Raw genomic sequence first — 15,315 nt, forward strand, 5'->3', positions numbered from 1 at the left:
TATTGATTGAGGGTTGGGCTGTACGGGCGAGTACCAGGCAAGACGGGATCGATAAAAACACCAGCTTTTACCGGTGTCACGGGTTTATGGCTTTACCAATTGCTGCTAAAGCTTATTATCTGGGATGGGGCGCCTGGCCAGGTCAGGTTCTGTTGAGATTCAGCTGGAGTTGGTGACAGCAGATAGCAGGTAAATGGCTGGCGAGAAGCTGCAGTCAGTTTTGTCGCTGTGCAAAGTGATACGCTTGAACTCCTTGAGTGTTTCAAAGAAATTTTCTCTGGGACGGCGCTATTTATATATTATAGATACATTGCCGGATCAATAGCCAAGGGGTTTCTGCGGCGGATCATCTGAGAGATCACCATCTGGCAGTCCCGTTACTGTAACGCTTGAAAACCCGCGCTGCGTGTATGGTCCGTTGCAGAGCTGTAACTTGCGCATGATCCTCTGAATGCCGATTTTCTTTTGTACCTGGACTCTTTATCCTATAACGTGCTGGGCATGCCGAAAAGTTCGTGGAGGTGAAAGATTACTCAGGATGGATTATTTCCTGTGTTGCAAGTTACGGAGGAAGAAGTCATGTCCCCACGGCTATGCGAAGGGACATGACTTACATTTTTGTTTACTTATTCCTCATTCTTACTGGTTTTTCTTCCGGGAATGATTTTCCTGAGTAGTGGAATGCTGAATAATCCTATCAGTGCTCCAATCAGAAGTATCAGGTAGTTTTGTGTATCACTTTTTGCAAGTGACTTGGTAATTTCCCTTACCACTTTGCTTTTGTCTTGTTTATTTTCAGATGCACTTATTTTTGGCAGATCTTCAGCTTCATAAACATCGGTGATGTTGTAAGGCGTCAATCCGGGGATGCTGGGGATATCCTGGCCACCCTTACCAATAACGAGCTGGGCTTTCATTCCTTTTTCCATGTGCTGTGCAATATCACAATGCACCAGCAAGGTGTCGTCCGATCCCGGTACGATAATTGTGCCGGAGACAGTTTTCGGCCCCGTGACTTCCAGATGGAACATGCCGAGTTGATATATATATCTAGGCAGACCATGCATCATGAATTGATGGCGGATGTTGTCTTCATTGGTGAAATGAAAAGTAACCTTTGAACAAGGTTTAACGTGCCACTGCTGTTGATCAAAGGCAAAAACGGTTCCAGGAAACCTTTGTGCATATTTTCTGCCTGCACGAACGGTAATTTCCACTTCTTCAGAAATGCTTTTACAACCACTGGGCAGCTTGTCAAGATTCTGGCCCATGATCATCGTACCTTCATGATCCATGATGTGGCCATCATCCACATGGTGGTGATGCATATCGCCATGATCAGCTGCTCCACCCAGGTGCACGTCATGGTCATGCTCTGACGGGTGTTCGTGGGTTTCAGCATCAATGCTGTGATCCTTATGGGCATGATCCTGAACAGGCTTTTCCTGATGCGACTCGGCATCAATGCTGTGATCCTTGTGAGTATGTTCATGTTCAGCCGCCGTTTCGCTGCTGGTACTCATGTCGTGCCCACTGTGATCATGCTCGGACTGTGTGGCCTCTTCCTGCTTTGGTTCACTTTGTTCATGACCACTATGCTGTTCGTGCTGAGCATGTTGATCGTGTTCATCGGGTGTGGCCTGCTGTTGCGCCATAGCATTGAAACAGAATGGCAAAGTGGCAGCCAGCAGAAAAATGATCGTGAATCTTGCTTTCATTACGCTTTACCCCCTTTTTCGCCTCTGATTCGTGAAATTAATGCTGCAGCATATTGCTTGATATGACTACGTCCGACAAAGATCGAATACAGGAGCAATCCAGCCAACAATCCTCCTAAAGCATAGAGCAAAATGTTACGAGTTGCGGTGTCAAGATTGATTGTTCTGCCTGCGGCAGCTCCAAAAGTAGCGGCTTCATCCAGGTCTTGCCAAACGGGAACCTTTCTTTCCCAATATTCCTTGGTGAAAAAATGGTCGAGATTAACACCAAAGTGACTCGTATCCGGCAAGCCGTTTTCACCAAGATACGAAGTGTACACAATGGAACTCATGCTGCCACCTTCAGCCATACCGTTTGTCGTAATTCCTTTTTCACGGTGATCATGGATCAGCCAGTCACCTTCACCATAACTGTGTCTGCCGTCATTGATGGTTTCCAGTTTCAGATCCAGACGTTGCGCCGGGGCTAGATCAAACACGTCACGCATGATTTGTGCTATAGGATTATGCTCCACTCCGTCATAGTGCGTAATCATGGCATGATGCCCATGTGTGTGAATCGCGATTGATTCACTGCCACTGTTGAGTAAACGTAATTTAATTTTCTCGTCTGGATCAACTATGATCAGTGATTCTCTGAGTGAATAAGGAAATGATAATCCATTAATTGTAAAATAATCTTCGGTAGCATTATTGATTTGGTAGCGTCGGTTCATGTCGCGCGCAGTCAAACGTGGGTCGTTGTATTCCTTAATAATGTCACCCAGTTCCTTGTCCATTGAATGGTAGTGCAAGTCATATTCCCGATCAAAATCCTCCTTGATCGCAACTGATCGGTGCCGTACGTGGCCACCGCCAATATTCAATGTTTGCAGCCAGTTATTGGGCCGGTTTTCTTCAACAACGATTATTCCCGCCAGGCCCATCGACAAATGAGTATGTGTTTGGACGTGACAGTGATAAAACATGGTGCCGGTTTCACGTGCCTGGAATTGATAAATACGGCGTTCACCAGGCATCAGCTCCATTTCACTGGTTTGAGGTACGCCATCGTTACCATTAAACTCATAATGGAAAGGGTGATCCACGCCATGTAAATGGATACTGTGCGGAAAATAATGCGTATTTTCCAGCACGATCTGTACGATATCTCCCTGCTCAACCCGGATTACCGGCGATGGCAATCTAATCAGCGGAGTGGCTCGCACACTTTCAAAATTTTCAGTTGACATGCCGCTGGTTTTTGGGGCAAAAACCCAGGCACCGGGTTGTACGCCAGGAGCGATATCAAAGGTGGGAACCTGGCCGGGAAAATCAGGGGATTTTCCATTTAATTCCATGATTTCCAACTTGATAACGATACGATCAGGATCACCGTCTCCATCCAGATCATCTGTCTTGATGATGGCGTCTGGAGAAAAGTGCGTCTGCATGAGCGTATCCATGGAAACGTTATTGGTTCCTTTAACAGCAACGGCAATCCAGGCAGGATTATCCGGGCTGCAACCTGGATCTGCGTCAATTTCCACGCCTTCAATAACTTGCGCATCACGCCAGGCTGGTGGAATTTTGAGATCACAAGGCGGTTCAGATGTGAGTGCGGTGGGCTCAACTCGGATTGTTTCAGGTAATTTTAAGGATGCATAGGCACCGCCAGAGGCACACACCAGATAAACAATTATTATGATAGTGCGAATAAAATTAGACATGTCTCTCTCAATTTATCCTTTATGGAGTTTAACAAAAGAGCGCTCTTGCTTGAACCGTACGGTAATTTTTTCAGTTTTACGCAAGCTTATGGCGATTTCTAATCAAGGTTGCATCCTAAATAACAGATTCGCCGAGCGTTCCCAACATTATATTTTCAGGTAAATGAAAGTTATGCAGAATACCCTTATCCCGGCAATATTTCTACATAGCTCCTTGACAACGTACGCGGAATTTTTACATCCTCCAACCACTTTCATGACAAGCAAATAACAGATTCATGCTGACCAGCTTACTGAGCTTTATCTTTTTGCCAGATAGCTAGATATAAAGTGGATTATCAACCAGGAAGAGAATTTATCAGTGATGATATATGCATGATACGAATTATTGCTGCAGACAGCAGCTTCATTCTGATAGAGAATTCGAGTTTATCTTGTAGGATTTTATTGGCAAATGTCAAAACTGCTATTTAAATTAAGAAATGTGCCGGATGATGAGGCGGAAGAGGTGCGGGTGCTGCTGAGCGAGCATCAGATTGATTTTTATGAAACCACGGCCGGTAACTGGGGAATTTCCATGCCAGCGTTATGGGTGCGTGAAGAATCTCAATACGAGCAGGCACGGGAGTTGCTGGATACCTACCAGGTTGAGCGCAGTGCGCGGGTGCGTGAGGAATATGATCGCCTCAAACGGGAAGGCAAGCATAAAACGATCATTGACAGTTTCCGGGAAAATCCTTTTGCCTTTATTGCCTATCTTTTTGTGGTGTACGCCTTGTTATACATCCCTTTCAAATTCATCTCTGAACTGGGAAAACAGTAAAAATCAAGCCTTGTTTTCCTTTTTCTTCTCGTGATTTAGCCGGAGTGTCAATAAATTGAACGGTTATTACAGGCTGATTGCTGCCTTCCTGCTGGGTGGAGTGACAGTAACCGGCTTTGCCCCTTTTTATTTTTATCCGGCACCCGTTGCCACACTGGTGTTGCTTGCCTTGCTCTGGCGCACAAGCAGAACACCCATGCAAGCAGCATCAACCGGGTTTGCATTTGGCATGGGTCTGTTTGGCATAGGAGTGACCTGGCTTTACGTCAGTCTGCATGATTTTGGTCATATGGCGCCTGCGCTGGCAGTGCGGGCGCTGATCGTGTTATGTGCCTATCTTTCATTATTTCCTGCACTGGCTGGCGGGATCGCAGCGCTGCGGTATTTTCGTGCCTCCTGGGCGTGGCCGGGAGTGGTGGCAGCACTCTGGGCATTGATGGAATGGCTGCGCGGTACTCTGTTCACCGGTTTTCCGTGGCTGGCAGTCGGTTATTCACAAGCGCCGGATAGTCCTCTGGCAGGCTTTGCGCCGATTGTGGGCGTGTATGGCATATCGCTGTTGCTGATGCTGAGCGCCGCCTGGCTGGCCTGCTGGTTGGAAAACAGACAAAACCGTCGTTTCTGGCTATGGCTGGGCAGTGTCTGGATCATTGGTTTCAGCTTGCAACAAATACATTGGACTCAACCGGAAGGCGAGCCGGTGACCGTCAGCTTGTTGCAAGGCAACATTCCACAGAACATGAAATGGGAGCCGGAGCATCTAGCCGCCACCATGCGGACGTATGTCCGGCTGGTGCAGGAAAGTCCGAGCAGATTGATTGTAACCCCGGAAATTTCGTTTCCTCTGTATTACGAACAGGCACCACGGGATTATCTGGGATTGCTGACCGAACACGCTCGCTCCCGTCAGGGCGATGTACTGATCGGCCTGGTGGAACGTTCCCCGGCGGGGGACAGTTATTACAACACCATGTTCAGTTTCGGTGCTTCACCCGAGCAAAGTTATCGTAAATATCATTTGGTTCCGTTTGGTGAATACATTCCGCTGAAGCCGATATTTGGTTGGGTGATCGATGTGCTGCATATTCCGTTATCGGATTTCTCACGCGGCGGGCTGGATCAGCAGCCGCTGAATCTGGCCGGGCAGCGCGTGGCTGTCAATATTTGCTACGAAGATGTGTTTGGCGAAGAAATCATCATGCAGCTGCCGCAGGCTAGTCTACTGGTTAATGTCAGCAATGACGCCTGGTTCGGCCATTCCATCGGCCCGCATCAGCATTTGCAGATTTCGCAGATGCGTGCGCTGGAAACCGGCCGTTACATGCTGCGCGCCACCAATACCGGAGTCACTGCCATCATCAATGAGCGGGGCAAGGTACTGGAGCAGCTGGAGATGTTCACCACTGCCGGTTTGCACAGCGCCGCGCAGGGCTTTGGCGGGGCCACGCCCTATGTGCGCCTGGGTAACAGTCTCTTATTCGGGTTAATTGGTTTGCTGCTACTTACCGGTTGCTTGGCGGCATTTTCCGGCAAGCGCAAAACTCTGTAAAATGCCCCGATTCATTATCAAGCTACTATGACATGCCTACCCCCACTTTCCAGGAAATTATTCTTACCCTTCAACACTACTGGGGGCAGCAGGGATGCGCCTTGCTGCAACCCTATGATATGGAAGTTGGTGCCGGTACCAGCCATACTGCAACTTTTCTGCGCGCCTTGGGGCCGGAGCCGTGGCGTGCTGCTTACGTGCAGTCTTCCCGCCGTCCCAAGGATGGTCGCTATGGTGACAACCCCAACCGTCTGCAGCATTACTACCAGTTTCAGGTTGTTCTGAAACCCGCGCCACGGGATATTCTGGAGCTGTATTTCCGCTCACTGCAGATGCTGGGGCTGGATTTGCAGCAAAATGATGTGCGTCTGGTAGAAGATGACTGGGAAAATCCCACGCTTGGTGCCTGGGGGCTGGGTTGGGAAGTATGGCTGAACGGCATGGAAGTTACCCAGTTCACCTATTTTCAACAGGTAGGTGGCATCAATTGCCGTCCGGTCACGGGTGAAATTACCTACGGCTTGGAGCGCATCGCCATGTATCTGCAAGGTGTGGGGAACGTATTTGATCTGCTCTGGACGGAGGGATTGACTTACGGCGATGTCTATCATCAAAACGAGGTAGAGCAATCCACCTATAACTTTGAGCATAGCGATATCGAATTTTTGCTGCTTTCCTTCGGCAAACTGGAAACACAGACCAACCGATTGATTGATGCACAACTGGCGTTGCCTGCTTATGAACAGGTACTGAAGGCTGCGCATACTTTCAATCTGCTGGATGCGCGTGGGGCGATTTCAGTGACCGAGCGCGCGGCCTATATTGGCCGTATTCGCAATCTGTCGCGTCGGGTGGCACAAGCCTACTACGACAGTCGCTTGCGTCTGCAGCCGCCATTTCCATTGGCACCACGTGAATGGGTTGCTCAAACCCTGGATCAGGTAGGATCAGCATGACGACTGAAAGTCTGCTAATTGAGTTGCTGACCGAGGAACTGCCTCCCAAATCACTCGTAAAACTGGGCAATGCATTTGCCACATTAATTGCTGATAGTCTAAAACAACAGTATTTGACCACGCCGGACACGGTGTCGACTGTTTTTGCCTCACCCCGTCGGCTGGCGGTGCATCTGACTGCTATTTCTGTCCAGGCACCAGATCAGATCGTCACCCTCAAACTGATGCCGGTGGCAGTCGGGCTGGATGCGCAAGGACAGCCCACTCCGGCGCTGCATAAAAAACTGGCTGCATTGGGAGTGGAAAATGTTGCTGTCTCCGCGCTCAAGCGGGTACAGGAAGGCAAGGCAGAGATGTTGTTCCTGGAACAGAGCGTTACCGGAATCCTGCTGGCGGCAGGGTTGCAAAAAGCCGTGGATGAGGCCATTCGCCAGTTGCCGGTTGCCAAGATGATGACCTATCAGCTGGATGATGGCTGGGAGAATGTGCACTTTATCCGTCCGGCACATGGCCTGATTGCCCTGCATGGACAGCAGATTGTGCCGATCAGCGCTTTAGGGTTCGCTGCTGGTAACACCACCCGGGGGCATCGTTTTGAAGCAAAACAGGCGGAATTGGTGATTGATCATGCAGATCACTATGAATACATCCTGGAAACAGAAGGAACCGTTATTCCGGGATTTGATCGTCGTCGCAGCCGCATCAGGGAAGGGTTGGAGACTGCCACGCGTGCAGCACAATTGCAGTGTATCGAGGATGCAGCTTTGCTGGATGAGGTGACGGCGCTGGTAGAGCGCCCCAATGTTCTGATGGGAACATTTTCAGCAGATTTTCTGGAAGTGCCGCAGGAATGTCTGATCTCCACCATGAAAATTAACCAGAAATATTTCCCCCTGCTGGATGCTGATGGAAAACTGACCAATCGGTTTTTGATTGTTTCCAATATCACGCCGGCTGATCCAGGGCAGATCATTGCGGGTAACGAGCGCGTCATCCGTTCCAGACTGGCGGATGCAAAATTTTTCTTTGATCACGATCGCAAACGAACATTGGCTTCACGTCTGCCCGATCTGGACAAGGTGATCTACCATCATCAACTCGGTTCACAGGGCGAACGTACCCGATATGTACGTGCCTTGGCGCAAATTATCGGACAGTTGCTGGACAACGGCGACTTGCCTGCACAGGCGAATCAGGCTGCGATGCTGGCCAAGGCCGATCTACTGACTGATATGGTTGGAGAATTTCCCGAGCTGCAAGGCATTATGGGGCGTTATTACGCTCAGCGCGAAGGTGTGGATGAAACCATTGCCTTCGCTATTGAGGATCACTACAAACCGCGCTTTGCCGGGGATGCATTACCACGCAGCATGACGGGTATCTGTGTGGCACTGGCTGACAAACTGGAAACGCTGATCAGCCTGTTCAGTATTGGCCAATTCCCGACAGGGGACAAGGATCCTTATGCCCTGCGGCGACATGCACTGGGTGTAATCCGCATCCTTATCGAGAAAGATCTACCGATCGGACTGGATGTGCTGATTTCACGCGCAGCTGGTGTACTGCGGGATGAAATCAGCGGGGAACAAGGCCCAGAATCAAGCCATGCCCGTCCGGTAACACCACAACTGACAGAACAGTTGCAGGATTTCTTTTACGATCGTCTTGCCAGCAGCCTGCGTGATCAAGGCTACACTGTTCAGGAGGTAGAATCTGTCCTGAATCTGCGGCCCTCCCTGTTGTGTGAAATCCCCAGGAGACTAGCTGCTGTGCGGGCATTTACTGCCTTGCCTGAAGCAGCCAGTCTGGCAGCTGCCAACAAGCGGGTCAGCAACATCCTCAAAAAATCGGAATTTGATGCCACGGTCAGCATTGATAAGGCCTGCTTGCAGGCGCCGGCTGAAATTGCTCTGTATCGTGCGTTGTCTGAAATAGAATCCGATGCCCGGCACGCCTTCCAGAAGGGTGATTATGTTACTGCCCTGCAAATGCTCGCTGCCTTGAAAGCGCCGATTGATGCTTTCTTTGACCAGGTGATGGTGAATGATGAAAATGAAGTGTTGCGGCGTAACCGTCTGGCCCTGTTGGCAGCCTTACAGGCAACGATGAATCGTGTAGCAGATATTTCCCGGCTAGCTGCCTGAATGACTTGAGAATGCATAGTAAATAAATGAAGTTGATTATTCTCGACCAGAATGGTGTCATTAATCAGCGGGGTGATACGCTTATCAAGACGCCTGATGAGTGGAAACCGATGACAGGCAGCTTGCAAGCGATTGCGCGGCTGACTCACGCCGGTTATCGAGTGGTGACTGCCACCAATCAATCCGGCATTGGGCGTGGTTTGCTCAACATGACTTCCTTCAATGCAATCAATGACAAGATGTTTCGTGCTGTGCAGCAGGAAGGTGGACGGCTGGATGCCCTGTTTTTCTGCCCGCACACTCAGCATGATAAATGTGTTTGTCGCAAGCCGGGCATCGGCATGTTCAAGGAAATCCGGCAACGCTACAGCGTTGAACTCAGCCATGTGCCCGTCGTGGGCGATTCTCTGCGCGATCTGCAGGCTGCAGCCAAAGCAGGTGCTGTACCGGTACTGGTACTGACCGGTAAGGGCCAGGCCACGCTGGCGAACGACGATCTGCCTGTGGGAACGCAAATTTACCCGGATCTTTCGGCAGTGGTGGACAGTCTCGAAATACAGGCACTGTAATGGCTGGTTTACGTTCCCTGATTTATATGCTGCTGCAGGCGATCATCACGCCACCATATGCGCTATTTGCCTTGGCATGTTTTCCGCTACCTCCGCATCGCCGCTATCAGGTCACCTATGGCTGGACCAGACTGATGTTGTTCATGCTGCGCACCATTTGTGGCCTACGTTATGAAGTGCTGGGACGGGAAAACATTCCGGTGCAGCCGTCAATTATTCTTTCCAAACATCAATCCGCCTGGGAAACACTGGCCTTGCAGCAGATTTTTCCGCCACAGGTATGGGTGCTCAAAAAAGAACTATTGCGTATTCCATTCTTTGGCTGGGGGCTGGCCATGACCAGCCCGATTGCAATCGACCGCAGTGCCGGTAAGGCGGCGTTGGAGCAGATCGTGGAGCAGGGGAGGGAGCGGTTACAACAGAATTTCTGGATCGTCGTCTTTCCTGAAGGGACGCGCATCCCGCCGGGTAAAAAAGGTAAATACCGTATCGGCGGTGCCTGGCTGGCGGTGCATACGGGTGCACTGGCTGTGCCGGTAGCGCATAACGCTGGACAATTCTGGGGCAGAAATTCCTTCATCAAATATCCCGGCACCATTACTCTGAGCATTGGCAAGCCGATCGATCCAAACGGAATCGAAGCTGGCGAACTGATGGCCCGGGTGGAAGCATGGATCGAAGCCGAAACCACGCGCATCAGTTGTTCAGTAAACAGACCAATCAAATAATTAAGTAGTCCCCAGCTTTGTCGGGGATTATTTAATTTATACCGCTTTCCACAGGTCTAAACACCGTACCACAACGTAAGCATTGGAACTTTTTGTGCCAATCATTCATTGCATTGAGCTGTTGCGCATAAATATCGCTGATGCCATATAGAATAGCGAAGCTGAACATAACAACCGGTATTATCCAGCCTGGCCAATCGAAAAATATCACTCCGATGAAGAGTGGAACACCGATGGATGACCAGGAAAATGGTACAACTGGAGCAGAAGGTGCGGCATGAGCAGCAATCAGACTCGATGAATGGCTTTCAGTTGTGGAAAGTCCGGCCCATAGAGATCCGGAAAATGATCCGTATACAGATCTGCGTCTTGAGCGTCCCGTTCTTTGCCCTGATTCGTAGATAATTTTCAATGATTTTGTATTTCTTGATCCACATGTTGGACAGGAGCACTGAATCACCGACTTCTCCTGTTTGCTTTTCTGGCTGACTGAAGAATAGCCATTAGGAATGACACATTTAATATTAATCCAATAACGGCCAGCTTAAGACAGGCAACAAGTATCCACCAACCAGCATCAGCAGCACACGCCAAAGCTCCGAAAAGCCTGTCTGATAAGGGAATTCTGTAATCAGAGAAGTTTATTTTTTCTTCTACTCCTTTGTTTTTTATAATAATTTCACGTGGAAACATATCAGTTTTCTCCTGAAAATCAGATGGGATGAAAAAAAAGGGCTGCCGCTACGTCATTACGATCTGCTGCTATCGCTTTGGATTCAAAATCAGCCGGGTTCTTTGAGAGTTTAATGAATTCATATTTACCCATGTATTCCCACTGATTTGTACCTTGCTTCATAAAAATTGGAATAGCTCCGCCTTGAGCCGCGAGCTTTTCCGCTTTCCTCATTATTCTGGGGCCACCGCCAACCAGGACAACATCGGGTGCCTCGGGATTCATCGTATTTGTGAAACAGCCACATAGAATGGTTTGCTGGCTCTGTGGCAGATAAGTGCCACTCTTGGCATCACCACCAAAAGTTTTGCAGATAAAATCATGTGTGTACAATTCACCAATTACGAGATCGTCAATTGCCTTCATTCCATCCTCCTTCAAATATCCATTTTGTAATAACCATTTTTTAATATCTCGCTTATCCCAAATTTGCCCACAGGCAAGATCAGCAACAGGCCTGGGAAAAGATGGATTTCGCGCAATCCAGTTACTGACGGCAGATCGACTGGTTGAAGCGAGTGCAGCAATCTCGCTTGTACCGACAAGTTCCATTTATTAACCTTGTTACGTGTGAATAAAGTTCACATTGTGTTTTTATTATGTGAAAGATGTCAACAGATATATCTGGTTATTTCTGATGAATATGTGAGTGCTCAGCCTTGATGTTGCTGGTGAATTCTGCGTATTTTTTAGTGCTGCAGCTTATTCAAGAAATTACAGTCACAAAATAGATTCCTGTCTGTCACGGACAGGGCGTATTATTTGATTGGCATTATTTCGACCAGATGGCTCTGGTAGCAATCAGGGCAATTCAGATAGAGAGAAAAGACCATGGCCACAGAAAAACGAGGTTCCCGTTCCAATAGTAAAACAGGCGGTAGTAAATCATCCAGCCCCTTCATGGTACTTTTTCGCTCTGGGGCCAACTTAACCGTAGAGTTTCCGTCAATATTGAACAAGGAAGGTAGCTCACCGGAAATCGGTACGGTGGTCTATATCCATGGTATTGACAACAAACCGATAGCATCAGTCCTGAAGTGCCAATGGGATACGGCCTTGTTTGGCGCACCAATGGGAGATCGCACTCGCATGGCGTATTGGGTGGATCGTAATCGTTATCCTGAACCTGAAAAAGGTAGTTGTGCCGACAAAGACACGCTCTCGGGGAGTGTGGACAGAATGAGCGCACAAGCTCTGCAGGAACTTGGTCTGGAGCCGGAAACCAAGCTGAGCTCTGCTGAGCGCAAGATCATGACAGCCTTGGAAGAGCGGTTGCGCAAAGGGGAAAAACAACCCGGCGGAGTTGATGTGAAGGTGCTGCCGTTACCGGAAAGTGTACGGTTGTGGATCACCCGGCGTATTACCAAATTATTTCTCAAGGATGTACAGGATTTCTTTTTTGATGAGCACAAGCGCGGCCTGATGGAACAATCGTTACGCGATCGTCTGGACGTGGGCGGCGGCCCCTTTATTGTGATCGGCCACAGCCAGGGTTCAATGATCGCCTACCATGTATTGCGCCAGTTGAAGAAGGCTGACTGTGATGTGCGCCTGTTCATCACTATTGGCTCGCCGCTGGGCATTCAGGAAGTGCAGGATGTGCTGGGCAAAATCGACCCCGGCAAGCCGCTTGCGGTACCGGAATGTGTTGATCACTGGCTGAATGTTGCCGAGCGTCTTGATCCGGTCGCACTCGATTCACATCTGGAAAACGATTATCAGCCCAACAGTCGTGACGTGAAAGTTGAAAATCACGCCGGACTGATGATTAACCCGGACTGGGAATCCAATCCGCATTCGGGTACAGGCTATCTGTCGCTTGATATCGTTCGCCAGACTGTTCGCCAGACCGCCGGGCCCACCTTTAGTAACCCGGTGGGCCGCAATATTCTGATGAAAGATCTGGTTGACGATATCGAAGATAGTCATCGCGAACAAAGACACCCAACGCTGATTCAGCTGGTTTCGGATGATAGCAATGGCACGCCGCTGGACGAGGTACGTAGCCGCCTTGAAACCCTGATCAATGAAGTGCTGGAGTTCAATGGTGCCAAACGTGAAGATGGCCGCATCCAGCTCATGCAGCGCTTTATTTCGGCTGATTTGACTCGCAGCGAAATCGAGCAATTGCGTTCACACTGCGGCACACTGAAAATTGACCGCGTCTGGCGCAATGCTGTCAAACGTGCACTGCTTTATCAGTCGGTACACACCATTCAGGTACGCCCGGCTAATCTCGGTTATAGTGCTTGTGGCCGGAATATCGCCTGGGCGGTGCTCGATACCGGAATCGCTGCCAACCACCCGCATTTCAAGGCACACAGCAACGTCATTGCACAGTGGGATTGCACAGGCAGTGGCAGTCCCAGGCAACTGAAACCAGGAGATAGCGGTTTTGGCACGCTGGATGGCAATGGCCATGGTACCCACGTCGCTGCAATCATCGCCGGTGGATTGACACTGCCGCGTGACGCAAAAGACCCGACCTCCATAGATCAGCAGGGCATGGCACCCGAGGCAAAGCTGTATGGTTTCAAGGTATTCAAGGACAGCGGCAGCGGGGAAGATGCTTTTATCATCAAAGCACTCGATACCATTGCAGAACTGAATGAACGAGCCGGTAAATTGATAATTCACGGTGTGAATCTCAGTTTGGGTGGTAATTTCGATCCCAGTGTATTTGGATGTGGTCATACCCCGCTGTGCCAGGAGCTGCGGCGGCTCTGGCGTCAGGGAGTGCTGGTATGCCTTGCGGCTGGCAACGAAGGCTATGCGCTGCTCGATTCAGTCAATGGTGTGATATCGGCCAACATGGATCTTTCTATCGGTGATCCGGCTAACCTTGAGGAAGCCATCGCCGTCGGCTCGGTGCATAAAACCAATCCTCATACCTACGGTATTTCCTACTTTTCTTCACGTGGCCCGACAGCGGACGGACGCATGAAGCCAGATCTGGTCGCACCGGGCGAAAATATTCTTTCAGCAAGGCATCAGTGGCCGAAGGGCAAGCTCACCGTGCGCAATGCTTACGTGGAAATGAGTGGTACCAGCATGGCCACTCCGCATGTCTCGGGGTTGCTGGCAGCTTTTCTTTCCGCCCGGCGAGAATTTATCGGCTATCCCGATCGTGTCAAGGCGCTGCTACTGCAGCACTGCACTGATCTGGCCCGTGATCCTTACATTCAAGGGAAAGGCATACCTAATCTGGTGAAAATGATCATGAATACCTGATTGTGAATGGATCATATTGCAGAACTTATTTGGATTGTTTTAGGGTTGTCTAAAAAACATTTAGACACAACATTGCAAAGCGATATTGCCCGTATTGGATGGATGTTCTGGTTTTGCAAGATTACTCCAGTATCTCTATATGCTGGCGGGTTGTTCCCCGTTCGCCCAGACGGATTATTTTATTCAGGAAAGAAGCGGTAAAACCAGGGTGAGAAATCACGCTGGAAAACAGAGCGATGGCTTTATCCTTGTCCGCAATTTCCTGTTGACGCTGTTCCAGAGTTAAGGGCGACAGGGTCTCAGCAAATGACCAGGCAGCATCACGCGCTTTTACCATACTGAAATTGATCAGGGATGTGTCCACACTGCCCAGATAACGGTTCAACAATCGCAGCGTTGGCCATATCTCGGCCAGTTCGTTTTGCACGCCGCCCACCAGGCTGGCCAGGATTTGATTGATTTTGTCAAAATCGCTTTTCAGGCCGGGTAATTCTGCGGGTGGCACCGTTTCTGCAACAGCAATACCCAGATCAAGGTTGATATGGGCATTCATGCCCAGTAATAAATGCTGCAGGACGATGGGCCACCAATGCCTGGTTTCATCAAAGGCGCGTACCCAGGATCGGGTTGGCGTCTGTCCCGTCTGGTACTGATAACAGGCTTGAAGATAACGATTGGCAAAAATTACATCCAGACGTTCTATGCGTGGCCCGTCATCGAACAAGCCTTCCTCGATTCTTTTTTGGCCTGGATGATGACCTTGCGATAGAGCGCTGCAAAATAACCTGTGCGGGAATTATTCTGCTTTGACCATTCAATAATGGCGGTTAATTGGTGAGTAACGTCGTCGATTGTTCTTGCGGGTGTTGCGATTGAGGCGGGAAAGCGTGTGGTGGACATATTCTCTCCTGTTAATTTTCATCAGGTACCGGTTTTAGATGTTTAGTCCCACGGTGTGCCGGTGTAACATATAACCAGCTACGGAGGGATGATTTATGGGACAGATATTACACGGAAGCGCCCGCACGACAGTGGCGGTGCGTCGAGCGATACAAAATAGTCAAGAGAGTCTGAATGTTCTGGCCAAGCGGCATGGGATTAATCCAAAAACGGTAGCGAAGTGGCGGAAGCGGGAATTCACCCACGATGCACCGA

Annotated in this window: 12 protein-coding genes and 2 pseudogenes; 9 read left to right on the top strand and 5 right to left on the bottom strand. The window is 49.6% G+C overall.

Translation table 11 applies throughout. The features are described 5' to 3' along the window. Positions 1-626: 626 nt before the first annotated feature. The gene (locus tag C8R14_RS10975) at positions 627-1,718 is read right to left on the bottom strand and encodes a cupredoxin domain-containing protein (protein WP_110332617.1); all 1,092 of its coding nucleotides are present in this window, start codon (positions 1,716-1,718) and stop codon (positions 627-629) included. Then, positions 1,718-3,427, bottom strand: coding sequence for a multicopper oxidase domain-containing protein (locus C8R14_RS10980; protein WP_011634907.1), 1,710 nt, complete (start codon positions 3,425-3,427; stop codon positions 1,718-1,720). The genes C8R14_RS10975 and C8R14_RS10980 overlap by 1 nt, the downstream gene beginning before the upstream one ends. A 454-nt stretch (positions 3,428-3,881) precedes the next feature. Here C8R14_RS10980 and C8R14_RS10985 point away from each other — a divergent pair, with 454 nt between their 5' ends. From C8R14_RS10985 to C8R14_RS13580, 7 genes are all read left to right on the top strand, one after another. Then, positions 3,882-4,250 carry a DUF6164 family protein gene (locus tag C8R14_RS10985; protein ID WP_011634906.1) on the top strand — a complete coding sequence of 123 codons (369 nt, stop codon included), beginning with the start codon at positions 3,882-3,884 and terminating at the stop codon, positions 4,248-4,250. A 55-nt stretch (positions 4,251-4,305) separates the two neighbouring features. Further along, entirely contained in the window at positions 4,306-5,799 is a 1,494-nt protein-coding gene (lnt, locus tag C8R14_RS10990; RefSeq protein WP_011634905.1) for an apolipoprotein N-acyltransferase, read from the top strand. A 32-nt stretch (positions 5,800-5,831) separates the two neighbouring features. Next, the gene (locus C8R14_RS10995; protein WP_011634904.1) at positions 5,832-6,755 is read left to right on the top strand and encodes a glycine--tRNA ligase subunit alpha; all 924 of its coding nucleotides are present in this window, start codon (positions 5,832-5,834) and stop codon (positions 6,753-6,755) included. After that, positions 6,752-8,899, top strand: coding sequence for a glycine--tRNA ligase subunit beta (glyS, locus tag C8R14_RS11000; protein WP_011634903.1), 2,148 nt, complete (start codon positions 6,752-6,754; stop codon positions 8,897-8,899). Before C8R14_RS10995 ends, glyS begins: the two co-directional genes overlap by 4 nt. Positions 8,900-8,925: 26 nt before the next feature. Beyond that, positions 8,926-9,468, top strand: a complete 543-nt coding sequence (gene gmhB, locus C8R14_RS11005; RefSeq protein WP_011634902.1) for a D-glycero-beta-D-manno-heptose 1,7-bisphosphate 7-phosphatase — start codon at positions 8,926-8,928, stop codon at positions 9,466-9,468. Then, positions 9,468-10,196, top strand: a complete 729-nt coding sequence (locus C8R14_RS11010; protein WP_011634901.1) for a lysophospholipid acyltransferase family protein — start codon at positions 9,468-9,470, stop codon at positions 10,194-10,196. The genes gmhB and C8R14_RS11010 overlap by 1 nt, the downstream gene beginning before the upstream one ends. A gap of 140 nt (positions 10,197-10,336) precedes the next feature. Next, positions 10,337-10,477: a hypothetical protein gene (locus C8R14_RS13580; protein WP_160803561.1), complete on the top strand. Its 141-nt coding sequence runs from the start codon at positions 10,337-10,339 to the stop codon at positions 10,475-10,477. Positions 10,478-10,652: 175 nt separating this feature from the next. On the opposite strand, the gene C8R14_RS11015 is transcribed toward C8R14_RS13580, so the two are convergent. Then, the gene (locus C8R14_RS11015) at positions 10,653-10,889 is read right to left on the bottom strand and encodes a hypothetical protein (RefSeq protein WP_041353546.1); all 237 of its coding nucleotides are present in this window, start codon (positions 10,887-10,889) and stop codon (positions 10,653-10,655) included. Between the two features lie 19 nt (positions 10,890-10,908). Continuing rightward, positions 10,909-11,481: a DUF6697 family protein gene (locus tag C8R14_RS11020; protein ID WP_041353545.1), complete on the bottom strand. Its 573-nt coding sequence runs from the start codon at positions 11,479-11,481 to the stop codon at positions 10,909-10,911. Positions 11,482-11,760: 279 nt separating this feature from the next. Here C8R14_RS11020 and C8R14_RS11025 point away from each other — a divergent pair, with 279 nt between their 5' ends. After that, a complete protein-coding gene (locus tag C8R14_RS11025; protein WP_011634899.1) occupies positions 11,761-14,160 on the top strand; it encodes a S8 family serine peptidase in 2,400 nt (799 codons plus the stop codon). Positions 14,161-14,281: 121 nt separating this feature from the next. On the opposite strand, the pseudogene C8R14_RS11030 reads toward C8R14_RS11025, so the two are convergent. Continuing rightward, positions 14,282-15,060: pseudogene (locus C8R14_RS11030) on the bottom strand (DUF5995 family protein). 95 nt (positions 15,061-15,155) lie between these two features. Between C8R14_RS11030 and C8R14_RS11035 the strand changes: the two are divergent. Then, positions 15,156-15,315, top strand: a pseudogene (locus C8R14_RS11035) (IS481 family transposase); the annotation flags it as partial.

Origin of the sequence: Nitrosomonas eutropha (genome assembly GCF_003201195.1) — a bacterium.
Lineage (GTDB): Bacteria > Pseudomonadota > Gammaproteobacteria > Burkholderiales > Nitrosomonadaceae > Nitrosomonas > Nitrosomonas eutropha.

What these genes read in the sequence shown, in the direction of transcription:
- C8R14_RS10975 (WP_110332617.1), bottom strand. Translation starts at nt 1,718, where the DNA reads ATGAAAGCAAGATTCACGATCATTTTTCTGCTGGCTGCCACTTTGCCA.
- C8R14_RS10980 (WP_011634907.1), bottom strand. Translation starts at nt 3,427, where the DNA reads ATGTCTAATTTTATTCGCACTATCATAATAATTGTTTATCTGGTGTGT.
- C8R14_RS10985 (WP_011634906.1), top strand. Translation starts at nt 3,882, where the DNA reads ATGTCAAAACTGCTATTTAAATTAAGAAATGTGCCGGATGATGAGGCG.
- C8R14_RS10995 (WP_011634904.1), top strand. Translation starts at nt 5,832, where the DNA reads ATGCCTACCCCCACTTTCCAGGAAATTATTCTTACCCTTCAACACTAC.
- glyS (WP_011634903.1), top strand. Translation starts at nt 6,752, where the DNA reads ATGACGACTGAAAGTCTGCTAATTGAGTTGCTGACCGAGGAACTGCCT.
- gmhB (WP_011634902.1), top strand. Translation starts at nt 8,926, where the DNA reads ATGAAGTTGATTATTCTCGACCAGAATGGTGTCATTAATCAGCGGGGT.
- C8R14_RS11010 (WP_011634901.1), top strand. Translation starts at nt 9,468, where the DNA reads ATGGCTGGTTTACGTTCCCTGATTTATATGCTGCTGCAGGCGATCATC.
- C8R14_RS13580 (WP_160803561.1), top strand. Translation starts at nt 10,337, where the DNA reads ATGCCATATAGAATAGCGAAGCTGAACATAACAACCGGTATTATCCAG.
- C8R14_RS11015 (WP_041353546.1), bottom strand. Translation starts at nt 10,889, where the DNA reads ATGTTTCCACGTGAAATTATTATAAAAAACAAAGGAGTAGAAGAAAAA.
- C8R14_RS11020 (WP_041353545.1), bottom strand. Translation starts at nt 11,481, where the DNA reads ATGGAACTTGTCGGTACAAGCGAGATTGCTGCACTCGCTTCAACCAGT.
- C8R14_RS11025 (WP_011634899.1), top strand. Translation starts at nt 11,761, where the DNA reads ATGGCCACAGAAAAACGAGGTTCCCGTTCCAATAGTAAAACAGGCGGT.